Genomic DNA, 12,364 nt, shown 5'->3' with positions numbered 1-12,364 from the left:
ACCGGCTCCTCCGGCAGGACCAGCTCTCCGGCCGCGGCCGACCCCTCCGGCGCGGCGGCTTCACCAGACGCCACCGGCACACCGGGCGCGACCGCTTCCTCGGGCGCCGTCGACCGCCCCGGCACAACCGGCTCCTCCGGCAGGACCAGCTCTCCGGCCGCGGCCGCCTCCCCCCGCCCGGCGGTTTCTCCAGATACGGCCGACCTCTTCGGCGCGGCGGCTTCCCCGGGCACGGTCGGCGCTCCGGGCGCGACCGCTTCTTCGGGCGACGTCGGCCACCCGGGCGCAACCGGCTCCTCGGGCCGGACCGGCTCTTCGGGGGCTGTGGCCTCGGGAGTCTCGGCCGGTGGGTCACCGGGTACGGCTCGACCCCCCGGCCCACGCCCCAGCGCGCGTCTGCGGCCGGCGCCGGGGCCGGGGGCGGGAGCGTCGTTCGAGGTCATAGCCCTCGCAGGCTACCCCTACCGCCCCCGCAGCCGGCGTACGAGGATGCTCGCGTCCCCACGGGACTCCAGGTCGGCCAGGACCACGGCCACCGCCTCGCGGACGATCCGCCCGCGGTCGACGGCGAGCCCGTGCTCGCCGCGGAGCACGAGCCGGGCGTGCTCCAGATCCATCAGCTCCTCGGCGGAGACATACACGGTGATCTTCTCGTCGTGCCGTTCCCGTCCGCTGGGCCGGCGGGCCGCCGCCCGGCCCCGCTTGCGCTGCGGCGCGGCGGCGGCTGAACCTTCCTGCGCCGACTGCCGGCGCGCCGGCCGGGTGCGGGACTCGCCGGTCCCGTCCGGCCCGGCCTCCGCGGCGACATGCTCCGCGCCCTCTCCGTCGCCACCCTGCACGGGCACCGACGGCGGTACGTCCTCGGCGCCGGCCATGTCGTCGCTCTCCCCGGCGGGAGCCGGCACCCGGGCCTCACCGGCCGAGCGCCGTGGAGCCGACGGCTGGAGCGCCATCCCCCCTGTGGTACGGAAGAGTTCGTCGGCCCCCGGCAGACTCACTCGGCGTGACACCGGGCGAGCACCTCCCTGGCGAGCTGGCGGTAGGCGGCGGCACCGACGGAGTTGGAGGCGTAGGTGGTGATCGGCTCACCGGCGACCGTGGTCTCCGGGAAGCGGACCGTGCGCCCGATGACCGTGTGGTAGACGTGGTCGTCGAACGCCTCGACCACGCGGGCCAGCACCTCACGGCTGTGGACCGTGCGCGAGTCGTACATCGTGGCGAGGATGCCGTCCAGTTCCAGCTCGGGGTTGAGCCGCTCCTGGACCTTCTCGATGGTCTCGGTCAGCAACGCGACACCGCGCAGCGCGAAGAACTCGCACTCGAGCGGCACGATGACCTTGTGGGCGGCCGTCAGCGCGTTGACCGTGAGCAGGCCGAGCGAGGGCTGACAGTCGATCACGATGTAGTCGTAGTCCGGCAGCAGCGGCTTCAGGGCGCGCTGGAGCGTGGACTCGCGCGCGACCTCGGAGACCAGCTGGACCTCGGCGGCCGACAGGTCGATGTTGGAGGGCAGCAGGTCCATGTTGGGGACCGCGGTCTTCAGCAGGACCTCGTCCGCGGACATGCCCCGCTCCATGAGCAGGTTGTAGACCGTCAGGTCGAGTTCCATGGGGTTGACACCGAGACCCACCGACAGCGCGCCCTGCGGGTCGAAGTCCACGAGCAGCACGCGCCGGCCGTACTCCGCGAGCGCGGCACCCAGGTTGATGGTCGACGTCGTCTTGCCGACGCCGCCCTTCTGGTTGCACATCGCGATGATCTTCGCGGGTCCGTGGTCGGTCAGCGGGCCCGGGATCGGGAAGTACGGCAGCGGGCGCCCGGTCGGGCCGATGCGCTCGCGGCGCTGGCGGGCCGCGTCGGGCGCGAGCGTGGCCGCGTACTCCGGATCGGGCTCGTACTCGGCGTCGGGGTCGTAGAAGTGCCCCTCGGGCAGTTCGTCGTAGTCGGCGAAGTGGTTGTGGGGCGCGCCACTTCCGTCGCCGGCCATGGCGTTCACGTGATGGCCATCCATGCTCTGGTGTGCTGTCCGGGCGGTCTGGGTTCCCGGACTCTGGTGGGCTGCGAAGGTGCGCACAGCGACGGAGCCGACAGCCTCGAATCCCGCGGGGCCCTGGCCCCGTGCAGGCATTCCTGGTTGACCACCCCCGGGAGAAAATGTCGACTCATTCACAAGTCGTCTTACCTCCTTGGTGACCAGGAAACTTCTAGACAAGGTCAGCGTGGCACCATGCCGACGGTTGGCGACTCTATGGCGTGTCGGCGGTCCGCAGCAACACAATCCGCCGGACCCGGCCGGATGTGTCGGCAATGAAACATCCCGCTGTCAAGGGCGTACGGCCGTCGCACAGCAGGTTTCACCGGTGTGCGAATCGGTCGAAGGGTTACGTTCGAGGCGAGTTGACCGAGAGTCGCAAAGTGACCATACACACATCCGGCCGGACCTTGTCGGGCAAGGTCCGGCCGGATGCGCGCGGTTGACGAGACGTGTTGACGAATCGCCTTTTGCCTGCTGGTGACTTAGCGACTCACCAGGTCAGGGCGGTGGTCGACCGGGTCAGCCGAGCAGCGTCTCCAGCTCGACGTGCTCCAGGCCGTGGGCCTCGGCGACCTCCTTGTAAACGACCTTGCCGTCATGGGTGTTGAGACCCTTGGCGAGCGCGGCGTCGCGGCGCAGCGCCTCCACCCAGCCGTTGTTGGCGAGCGAGACGATGTACGGCAGCGTCGCGTTGGTGAGGGCGTTGGTGGAGGTGTTCGGCACGGCGCCCGGCATGTTGGCGACGCAGTAGAAGACCGAGTTGTGGACCTGGAAGGTCGGCTCGGCGTGCGTGGTGGGACGGGAGTCCTCGAAGCAGCCGCCCTGGTCGATCGCGATGTCGACAAGGACACTTCCCGGCTTCATGCGGGCCACCAGCTCGTTGGTGACCAGCTTCGGGGCCTTGGCGCCCGGGATGAGGACCGCGCCGATGACGAGGTCGGCCTCGAGGACGGCCTTCTCCAGCTCGAAGGAGTTGGACATGATCGCCTTGACCTTCGTACCGAAGATCTTGTCGGCCTCGCGCAGCTTGTTGATGTCACGGTCGAGCAGGGTGACGTCGAAGCCCATGCCGACGGCGACCTGGGTGGCGTTCCAGCCGGAGACACCGCCGCCGATGACCACGGCCTTGGCCGGGGTCACGCCCGGGACACCGCCGGGCAGCACGCCACGGCCGCCGGCCGCGCGCATCAGGTGGTAGGCGCCGACCTGCGGGGCCAGCCGGCCCGCGACCTCGGACATCGGGGCGAGCAGCGGCAGCGCGCGGCTCGGCAGCTCGACGGTCTCGTAGGCGATCGCGGTGGTGCCGGACGCCAGCAGCGCGTCCGTGCACTCCTTGGAGGCGGCCAGGTGCAGGTAGGTGAAGAGGATCTGGTCCTTGCGGAGGCGGTGGTACTCCTCGGCGATGGGCTCCTTGACCTTCAGCAGCAGGTCGGCGGCGGCCCAGACCTCGTCGGCGGTGTCGAGGATCGCGGCGCCGGCGGAGACGTACTCCTGGTCCGTGATCGAGGAGCCGAGGCCGGCGCCCCGCTCGATGACGACCTGGTGACCGTTGCGCACCAGCTCGTGCACACCGGCGGGGGTGATGGCCACCCGGAACTCGTTGTTCTTGACCTCGCGGGGGATGCCGACCTTCACGTCGATCACGGTCCTTGGCTCAGAGGGTATGGGGGGTGTCATTGCATGACATACCCAGGCATGCGGGGGCACACCGGGAGACACCGCAGGAGAACGTGCGGCAGAGCCAGTTTAATGAAGGTGTTCTGGCTGTCTAGCCTTTCATTGCATCAATCTTCACTGGATGGACTGCGGATTTCGCAGGCGATTCCGTCCTGATCCAGGGGTTCACCCGTTTCCGGCGCCTCCTCCTCCAGCATGCGCTCGGCCGCCGCGCGGTGCAGTCGGGCGGCCGCGGGGTCGCCGAGGTGCTCCAGGACGGCGGCCAGCCGCAGCTGGAGCGCGGCCTGCAACCGGACGTCCTCCGCCTGCCGGGCCCATTCCACCGCCTCCTGGCAGGTGCGCAGCGACTCCTCGGGCCGTCCCGCGTACTCCTGGACCCGGGCGATCTCGCTCAACGCCCGCGCGTGGGCGGCGACATCGCCGCTCTTGCGGTAGCCCGCGGCGGCCGCCCGCCAGTTCCGTACGGCCTCGCCGTACCGGCCCGCGTAGGTGTGCGCGGTGGCGATCCGGCCGTACAGCCGGGCGGCCTCCGCGCGCTCGCCCCGGGCCAGCCGGTCGGACAGCGCGCGCCCGAACCAGTCGGCGGCCCGGTCGTAGTCCCCCAGCTCCAGATGGGCGCCGCCTACGGATTCCATCGCGCGGCCGGTGGCGTACGGGTCGTTCGCCTGCCGTCCGGCGTCCAGGGCGGACCGGTAGCGGGCCAGCGCCTCCCGGGTACGGCCGGTCTGCGCGTCCAGATCGCCCAGGTTCAGCAGGGCCGCGGCCTTCTCCCGGGCCAGTCCGCGCCGCTCGGCGACATCGAGGACGAGGCCGTGGACGCCGTACAGGTCGGGCGCGGCGGCCTGCGTGCCGACATGCGCCACCAAGGCCCTGACCAGCTGCGACAGCAGCCGTCGGGCGAGGGTGTCCAGCTCGCCGTCGGCCACCGCGAGGCGCGCGGAGGCCAGCAGGGCCGGGCGGCGCACCCGCAGCCATTCGGCGGCCGCGCGGGGGGTCGGGAAGCGCACCGCCGGCTGCATGGCCAGCAGCTTCTCGCGGAACTGCGGGCTGTCCGTCTCGGTGATCGCCCGGCAGGACTGGAGCAGCCGTACCGTCCGCTCCAGCATCCGGGCCCGGGCCAGCTGGAGCTCCGCCGGGCGTTCCCGGCTGCCGGCGAGGGCGCGCAGCAGGGGGTGGAGACAGCCCGGGATGCCGTACTGGGGCAGTGGGGAGTCCACGGCGTGCAGCAGGCCGAGGCCGACGAAGTCGTCCAGGGTGGCGTGCGCGGCCTCGACCGAGCAGCCGGCCAGCGCGGCGGCGGTGTGCGGGTCGACCAGGCCGGCCGGGGCGAGGGAGAGCAGGCGCAGTATCCGGGCGGCCGGGCCGGGCAGCTCGTCGTGCACCAGACGGAAGACACGGGCCAGCGGGGTGCCGTCGGCCCCCGCCTCGGTGTCCGCGTGCAGCCGCTTGGCGAGGTCGGAGACGGCGGCCTGGGGGCGGGCGGCGAGCCAGCCGCCGGCCAGGACGAGGGCGGCCGGGTGGCCGTGGCAGGCCTCGGCCAGGCTCTCCGCCGAGCGCGGGTCGACGGTGATCCGGACGGAGCCGGTGAAGCGGGTGAGCAGTTCCACCGCGGACTTGGTGTCCAGCCCGCCCAGGGTGCACGGGCGGACGTCGGCGATGCCGGTGAGCGGGCCGCTGGAGACGGCCACCACCAGGCAGTCGGGGGCGTCCGGGAGCAGGGCGTCGACCTGGTCGGCGCCGGCCGCGTCGTCCAGCAGGAGCAGGACCCGCCGGCCGGTCAGCGCGGTGCGCAGCGCCGCGGTCAGCTCGTCCTCGGCGGCTCCGGCGGGGGCCGGCACGTCCAGCGCGGCGAGCAGGTCGCGGGCGGCACGCTCGACCGGCACCGGGGTGCCGTCGGGCTCGCTGAGCCGGGCCCGCAGCACCCCGTCCGGGTAGCGGCCGGCGACCTGCCGGACGAGTTCCCCGGCGAGGGCGGTCCGGCCGGAGCCGGGCCGGCCCGCGATGAGCAGCACCCGTGCGCGGGGCGCCTTGCGGCCGGACAGGGTGTCCAGGCCCGCGCGCTCGATGTCGGCGCGCAGCTCCTTCAACTCCCGTGTCCGGCCCAGGAAATGACCCTCCGCGGCCCCGGACGCCGACAGCCGTACGTCGCCTGTGTCCACCACCTGATCCGTCACGGGCCACACTCCCGTCCCACCGCACGCGCAAGCCCGCCGGATCTTCCGCTACGGGCTTTCCAGAGCCTAGTTCACGCTCTGCGACGTTCCCTGAGGAGCACAGCGGACACATCGCCCGATCGGATCAGGCGATGGTCATACACGTGCGCCGGGCGGGTGAGGGCTCAGGCCGTGAAGGGGCGGGCGGGCCAGGGGGCGTCGGCCGGGCGCAGCGCGTCCAGGCCGTCACCGGCGCGGGCGGCCGCCAGGGAGAGGACGCCGACGACGAGGCAGTTGTTGTGCACATCACCGGCGAGGACCCGGCGCACCAGCTCGTCGACCGGCACGCGCGCGTGCTCCATGTCGGTCTCCTCGTGCTCCGTCGCGAAGCGCTCGCCGTCGGCCTCGGACAGGTCACGGGCGAGGAAGATCCGTACGGCCTCGTCGCAGCCGCCCGGGGTGGTGTACACGTCGGTCAGCACCCGCCAGTCCTCGGCCTTGGCGTGCGCCTCCTCGTACAGCTCGCGCTGCGCGGCGTGCAGCGGGTTCTCGCCGGGCACGTCGAGCAGCCCGGCCGGGATCTCCCACAGCTTCTGCCGCACCGGGTGGCGGTACTGCTTGATCAGCAGCACCCGGTCCTCCTCGTCCAGGGCGAGCACGGCCACCGAGCCCGGGTGGACCTGGTAGTCGCGGCGGACCACCGAGCCGTCGGGCATGACCACCTCGTCCGTCCGGACCGAGGTCTTGTTGCCCACGAAGGGGGTCTCCGTGTTCCGGGTCTCCCACTCCTCCGGGGTGTCCTTGATCGTCATGCCCTGTCCTCCCACGTGCACATACGAAAGCCGGGGTGCTCCCTACTGAGAGGTACGCACCCCGGCCACCGTACAACTGATGTGTTACTTCGACGTCTTCCGCTCGACCGCGGCCTTCACCAGGCCGGCGAAGAGCGGGTGCGGGCGGGTCGGCCGCGAGCGCAGCTCGGGGTGGGCCTGGGTCGCGACCAGGTAGGGGTGGACCTCACGCGGGTACTCCACGTACTCCACCAGCTTGCCGTCCGGGGAGGTGCCCGAGAACTGGATGCCGGCCTTCTTCTCCAGCTCCGCGCGGTAGGCGTTGTTCACCTCGTAGCGGTGGCGGTGGCGCTCCTCGATGTACTCCTTGCCGTCGTACACCTCGCGCACGATCGAGCCCTCGGCCAGCTTCGCCGGGTACATGCCCAGCCGCATGGTGCCGCCCATGTCGCCCTCACCGGCGACGATGTCCAGCTGCTCGGCCATCGTGGAGATCACCGGGTGCGCGGTGGCGGGGTCGAACTCGGTGGAGTTCGCGTCCGCGATACCCGCCAGGTTGCGCGCCGCCTCGATCACGATGCACTGGAGGCCCAGGCACAGGCCCAGCAGCGGGATCTTGTTCTCCCGGGCGTAGCGGATGGCGCCGACCTTGCCGAGCACACCGCGGTCGCCGAAGCCGCCCGGGATGCAGATGCCGTCGACGTCCGCCAGCTGCGCCTTCGCGCCGGCCGGGGTCTTGCAGTCGTCGGAGGTCACCCACTTGATCTTGACCCGGGCACGGTTGGCGAAGCCGCCGGCGCGCAGCGCCTCGGTCACCGACAGGTAGGCGTCGGGCAGGTCGATGTACTTGCCGACGAGGGCGAGGGTGATCTCGTGGTCGGGGTTGTGGACCCGGTCCAGCAGGTCGTCCCAGGTCGTCCAGTCCACGTCACGGAACGGCAGGTCGAGCTTGCGCACCACGTAGGCGTCCAGGCCCTCGGCGTGCACGACCTTGGGAATGTCGTAGATGGAGCGGGCGTCCGGGCAGGCCACCACGGCCGCCTCGTCCACGTCGCACATCAGCGAGATCTTCCGCTTGATCGCGGTCGGGACCTCGCGGTCGCAGCGCAGCACGATCGCGTCCGGCTGGATACCGATGTTGCGCAGCGCCGCCACCGAGTGCTGGGTCGGCTTGGTCTTCAGCTCGCCCGAGGGACCGATGTAGGGCAGCAGCGAGATGTGCACGACGAAGACGTTGTCCCGGCCGACCTCGTGCCGGACCTGGCGGACGGTCTCCAGGAACGGCAGCGACTCGATGTCGCCGACCGTGCCGCCGACCTCGGTGATGACCACGTCGACCTCGTCGGTGGCCATCCGCCGGATGCGGTGCTTGATCTCGTTGGTGATGTGCGGGATCACCTGCACCGTGTCGCCCAGGTACTCGCCCCGGCGCTCCTTGGCGATCACGGTGGAGTACACCTGACCGGTGGTGACGTTCGCCGAACCGTCCAGGTCACGGTCGAGGAACCGCTCGTAGTGACCGATGTCCAGGTCGGTCTCGGCGCCGTCGTTGGTGACGAACACCTCACCGTGCTGGAACGGGTTCATCGTGCCCGGGTCGACGTTCAGGTACGGGTCGAGCTTCTGCATCACCACGCGCAGACCCCGTGCCTTGAGCAGCATGCCCAGGCTGGAGGCCGTCAGACCCTTGCCGAGCGAGGAGGCGACACCCCCGGTGACGAAGATGTGCTTGGTCGTCGTGGCTGTGCTGTTTCGAAAAGCAGCGGGCGGCATGGCCAAGAGGGGGCTCCCGTGGTCGCTATCTGTCGTGCGGTGCGGCTTCCGGTCCGGAGATTTCCGGGGGCGCCGTCGCTGCGGTTCGGGGGTTTCAGTCCCACCGGTCCACGGGCTACCAGGGTATCAGCGCCTGGAGGAGATGGCTTCCGGCCACGCTCCGCAGCCGGGCGGGCACGGGGTGGTCAGGCCGGGGCCGTCACCTGCGACCCTCGTTCGTCACACGCCACACGTGTCACCACAGGCTCGCGCCTGTCACACGGTCATCACCCGTTGGTCACTCATTCGGCCCACACGGGTTGTCCGGAGCGGCACGCAGATCATCTACGTGCGTCGTATCCTGCTCGGACACTCGCTGCCGAGCCCGGCCGGAACGACGGCACACCCCCGCCAGCATCAACCGGAACAACGAGAGCGCGGCAGTTCGTTGAGCTAAGACTGTCGTGTTGCCTCAGGGCTCGGCGGGCTGCTTTGCTTCACCGCTCAACGACGCACAACAACGAACCCTTGACCGCACTAGCGACAGCCCCCTGCGCGGGGGTGTGACGTGGCCGTTCGACTGGAGTTGCACGTGGCCGGGCGCATCGAAGACTACGCACTCATCGGAGACATGCAGACCGCGGCACTGGTCTGCCGGGACGGCACGGTGGACTGGCTGTGCCTGCCCCGCTTCGACTCGCATGCCATCTTCGCCGGCCTGCTGGGCACCGAGGAGCACGGCTTCTGGCGGCTCGGCCCGGCGCACGCCGCCGACGCCGAACCGCCCTCGGCCGTCCGGCGCAGCTATCGCGGCGACTCGCTGATCCTGGAATCCGAGTGGGACACCCCGCGCGGCACGGTCCGGGTGACCGATTTCATGCCCCCGCGTGACGGCGCGCCGCAGCTGATCCGGATCGTCGAGGGGGTCACCGGCCGGGTGCCCATGCGCTCGGTGCTGCGCATGCGGTTCTCCTACGGCCGGGTGGTGCCGTGGGTGCACAAGCACGACGGACGCACGGTCGCGGTGGCCGGTCCCGACTCGGTGTGGTTCGACACGGAGGCCGAGACCTACGGCAAGGCGCTGACGACCTACGCCGACTTCACGGTCGCCCCGGGTGACCGGATCGCGTTCACCATCTCGTGGCAGCCCTCGCACAAGGAGCCGCCGCCGCTGCCGGAGCCCGAGCAGTCGCTGGAGGCGACGGAGGACTTCTGGCGGGAGTGGGTGGAGCACTGTACGTACCACGGCCCGTACCACGAGGCGGTGGTCCGCTCGCTGATCACGCTGAAGGCCCTGACGTACGCCCCGACCGGCGGCATCGTCGCGGCCCCCACCACCTCGCTGCCCGAGGACATCGGCGGCGTCCGCAACTGGGACTACCGCTACACCTGGCTGCGCGACGCGGCGATCACGCTGTCCTCGCTGCTGCGCACCGGCTACCGCGAGGAGGCGCGCGCCTGGCGCGAGTGGCTGCTGCGCGCGGTCGCGGGCGACCCGGAGAACCTCCAGATCATGTACGGCATCGCGGGCGAGCGCGAGCTGGGCGAGGCCGAGCTGGACTGGCTGCCCGGTTACGAGAACTCCGCCCCGGTCCGGGTCGGCAACGGCGCGGCGCACCAGCTCCAGCTGGACGTGTACGGCGAGGTCACCGAGGCGCTGCACCTGGCGCACATGACGGGTCTCGCCCGCAACGACTACGCGTCCCTGCTCCAGCTGAAGCTGATCCGCTACCTGGAGGACCACTGGCAGGAGCCGGACGAGGGCATCTGGGAGGTGCGCGGCCCGCGCCGGCACTTCGTGCACTCCAAGGTGATGGCCTGGGTCGCGGTGGACCGCACCATCAAGCTGATCGAGTCCGGGGACGCGGACGGCCCGCTGGAGCGCTGGAAGGAACTGCGCGACGACATCCACCGGGACGTCTGCGAGAAGGGCTACGACAAGGAGCGCAACACCTTCACCCAGTCCTACGGCTCCCAGGAGCTGGACGCCTCGCTGCTGCTCATCCCCCAGATGGGTTTTCTGCCGCCGGACGACAAGCGGGTCATCGGCACCATCGAGGCGATCCAGCGCGAGCTGTCCACCCCGGACGGGTTCATCCTGCGGTACCCGACCGAGGGTGACACGGCGGGCGTCGACGGTCTGCCCGGCGACGAGGGCGCCTTCCTGGCCTGCTCGTTCTGGATGGCGGACGACCTGGCGATGATCGGCCGGGTGGACGAGGCCCGCAGGCTGTTCGAGAAGCTCCTCGCGCTCCGCAACGACCTGGGCCTGCTCGCCGAGGAGTGGGACCCGCGTCTCCAGCGCCAGGTCGGCAACTTCCCGCAGGCCTTCAGCCACGTGCCGCTGATCGACACGGCCCTGCGGCTGACGGCGTCCGGGGCGTACGGCGGCTGACCCCGCCCCCGCGGGAGCCGTCCCCCCGCCCCCGCGGGAGCCGTCCCCCCGCCCCCGTGGGAGCCGTCCCGGCTCCCACCCTTCCGTGCCTAGGCTGGAAGCCGACAGCAGCCCCTGGCACGGAAGGGGGCGGCCATGGCTTCCTTCTCCACGGCGCAGACCGCTCTCGCCGCGCTGCGCGAGGATCTCGCCGGCGAGGTGTTCGCCCCGGGGGACCCGGGCTACGACGGCGCCCGGACCGTCTTCAACGCGCTGATCGACCGGCGTCCGGCCGTGATCGCCCGGTGCGCGCACGCGGGCGACGTGGTCCGCGCCGTGCGCTTCGCCCGGGACCTGGATCTGCACATCGCGGTGCGCGGCGGCGGGCACGGCGTGGCCGGCCCGGCCGTGGCCGACAACGCGCTCGTGGTGGACCTGCGCCGGATGCACGCCGTGACCGTCGACCCGGCGGCCGAGGCGGTGCGGATCGAGGGCGGGGCCACGGTGGGCCGGCTGGACCGGGCCACCCAGCCGTACGGGCTCGCGACCACCGGCGGCCGGGCCTCCGGCGTCGGGGTCGGCGGCCATGTCCTCGGCGGCGGCACCGGCTGGCTGGACCGCGCCTTCGGTCTCGCCGCCGACAACCTCATCGGGGTGGAGCTGGTGACCGCCGACGCCGAGCGGGTGCACGCCAACGCGGACGAGAACCCCGAGCTGTTCTGGGCGCTGCACGGCGGCGGGGGCAACTTCGGCATCGCCACCGCGCTCACCTTGGAGCTGCACGAACTGCCGGAGTTCCGGATCGCGCTGCTGCTCTGCCTGCCCCGGTTCGGCCCGGAGCTGGTCCGCGCCTTCCGCGAGGTGATCCGCACCGCCCCGAACGAGGCGGGCGGTGCCGTGCTGTACACAACCGGCCCGCCGGCCCGGTTCGTCCCGCCGGAGCTGGTGGGCAGGCTGCTGTGCGGCTGTCTGCTGACGTACGCGGGCGGTGCGGCCGGGCTGCGCCGGCTCGCCGGTCCGCTGCTGGCGCTGCCGCACGTGGCGGAGATCGTGGGCGCCGTGCCGTACGCCGATGTGCAGTGCCTGCTGGACGAGCCGCCGGGGCTGCGCAACCACTGGTCGGCGGAGTGTCTGAGCGGTCTGCCCGACGAGCTGGTGGACGTCTTCTGCGCCCACGCCGAGAGCATGCCGGTGCCGACCGGCAGCCAGTACATCCTGTTCCCGCAGGGCGGAGCGGTCGCCGCCGGACCCCGGGAGTACCCGGTGCCGTACCGGGACGCGCCCTGGGTGGTGCACCCGTTCGGCAACTGGGCGGACCCGGCCGACGACGAGCGGACGACGGCCTGGGTGCGGGCGGCGCGCGCCGGTGTACGCCCCTGGAGCACGGGGGCCGTCCCCCTCAACCTCATCGGCGACGAGGGCCCGGACCGGGTCCGGGCGGGTCTGGGCGCGGGGAACGCGCTGCGGCTGGAGAAGGTGAAACGGCGGTACGACCCCGACAACGTCTTCCGCTTCAACCACAACGTGCAACCGGTCTGACCCGCAGCTGTCCCGAGGGCGTTTTCGCAGGTAGCGTCCGCTG

General features: G+C 71.7%; 8 protein-coding genes. 2 read left to right on the top strand and 6 right to left on the bottom strand.

Annotated elements, in window-relative coordinates; translation table 11 throughout:
- Positions 1-461 precede the first annotated feature (461 nt).
- From ACZ5CZ_RS02180 to ACZ5CZ_RS02155, 6 genes are all read right to left on the bottom strand, one after another.
- A complete protein-coding gene (locus ACZ5CZ_RS02180; RefSeq protein ID WP_385846509.1) occupies positions 462-1,010 on the bottom strand; it encodes a hypothetical protein in 549 nt (182 codons plus the stop codon).
- Complete coding sequence (locus ACZ5CZ_RS02175) at positions 995-2,128, bottom strand: ParA family protein (RefSeq protein ID WP_385846508.1); 1,134 nt, start codon at positions 2,126-2,128, stop codon at positions 995-997. The genes ACZ5CZ_RS02180 and ACZ5CZ_RS02175 overlap by 16 nt, the downstream gene beginning before the upstream one ends.
- 426 nt (positions 2,129-2,554) lie before the next feature.
- The gene (ald, locus tag ACZ5CZ_RS02170; RefSeq protein WP_385846608.1) at positions 2,555-3,670 is read right to left on the bottom strand and encodes an alanine dehydrogenase; all 1,116 of its coding nucleotides are present in this window, start codon (positions 3,668-3,670) and stop codon (positions 2,555-2,557) included.
- Between the two features lie 149 nt (positions 3,671-3,819).
- Positions 3,820-5,886 (bottom strand): tetratricopeptide repeat protein, encoded by a 2,067-nt coding sequence (locus ACZ5CZ_RS02165; protein WP_468938425.1) that lies wholly within the window; start codon positions 5,884-5,886, stop codon positions 3,820-3,822.
- Positions 5,887-6,050: 164 nt separating this feature from the next.
- Positions 6,051-6,677, bottom strand: a complete 627-nt coding sequence (locus ACZ5CZ_RS02160) for an NUDIX domain-containing protein (RefSeq protein WP_385846506.1) — start codon at positions 6,675-6,677, stop codon at positions 6,051-6,053.
- An 84-nt stretch (positions 6,678-6,761) separates the two neighbouring features.
- Entirely contained in the window at positions 6,762-8,429 is a 1,668-nt protein-coding gene (locus tag ACZ5CZ_RS02155) for a CTP synthase (RefSeq protein WP_385846607.1), read from the bottom strand.
- A 571-nt stretch (positions 8,430-9,000) separates the two neighbouring features.
- Between ACZ5CZ_RS02155 and ACZ5CZ_RS02150 the strand changes: the two genes are divergently transcribed.
- Positions 9,001-10,803, top strand: a complete 1,803-nt coding sequence (locus ACZ5CZ_RS02150; protein WP_468938934.1) for a glycoside hydrolase family 15 protein — start codon at positions 9,001-9,003, stop codon at positions 10,801-10,803.
- Between the two features lie 135 nt (positions 10,804-10,938).
- Entirely contained in the window at positions 10,939-12,321 is a 1,383-nt protein-coding gene (locus ACZ5CZ_RS02145) for an FAD-binding oxidoreductase (RefSeq protein ID WP_468938422.1), read from the top strand.
- Positions 12,322-12,364: the final 43 nt, after the last annotated feature.

The organism is Streptomyces sp. NPDC031418, from assembly GCF_055581605.1.
Note: the sequence above shows the minus strand (reverse complement) of the source record. Positions and strands in the feature narration are given on the sequence as shown.

Bases quoted from the DNA above. Each gene is read 5' to 3' on its own strand.
- ACZ5CZ_RS02175 (WP_385846508.1), bottom strand. From the start codon at position 2,128: ATGCCTGCACGGGGCCAGGGCCCCGCGGGATTCGAGGCTGTCGGCTCC.
- ACZ5CZ_RS02160 (WP_385846506.1), bottom strand. From the start codon at position 6,677: ATGACGATCAAGGACACCCCGGAGGAGTGGGAGACCCGGAACACGGAG.
- ACZ5CZ_RS02155 (WP_385846607.1), bottom strand. From the start codon at position 8,429: ATGCCGCCCGCTGCTTTTCGAAACAGCACAGCCACGACGACCAAGCAC.
- ACZ5CZ_RS02145 (WP_468938422.1), top strand. From the start codon at position 10,939: ATGGCTTCCTTCTCCACGGCGCAGACCGCTCTCGCCGCGCTGCGCGAG.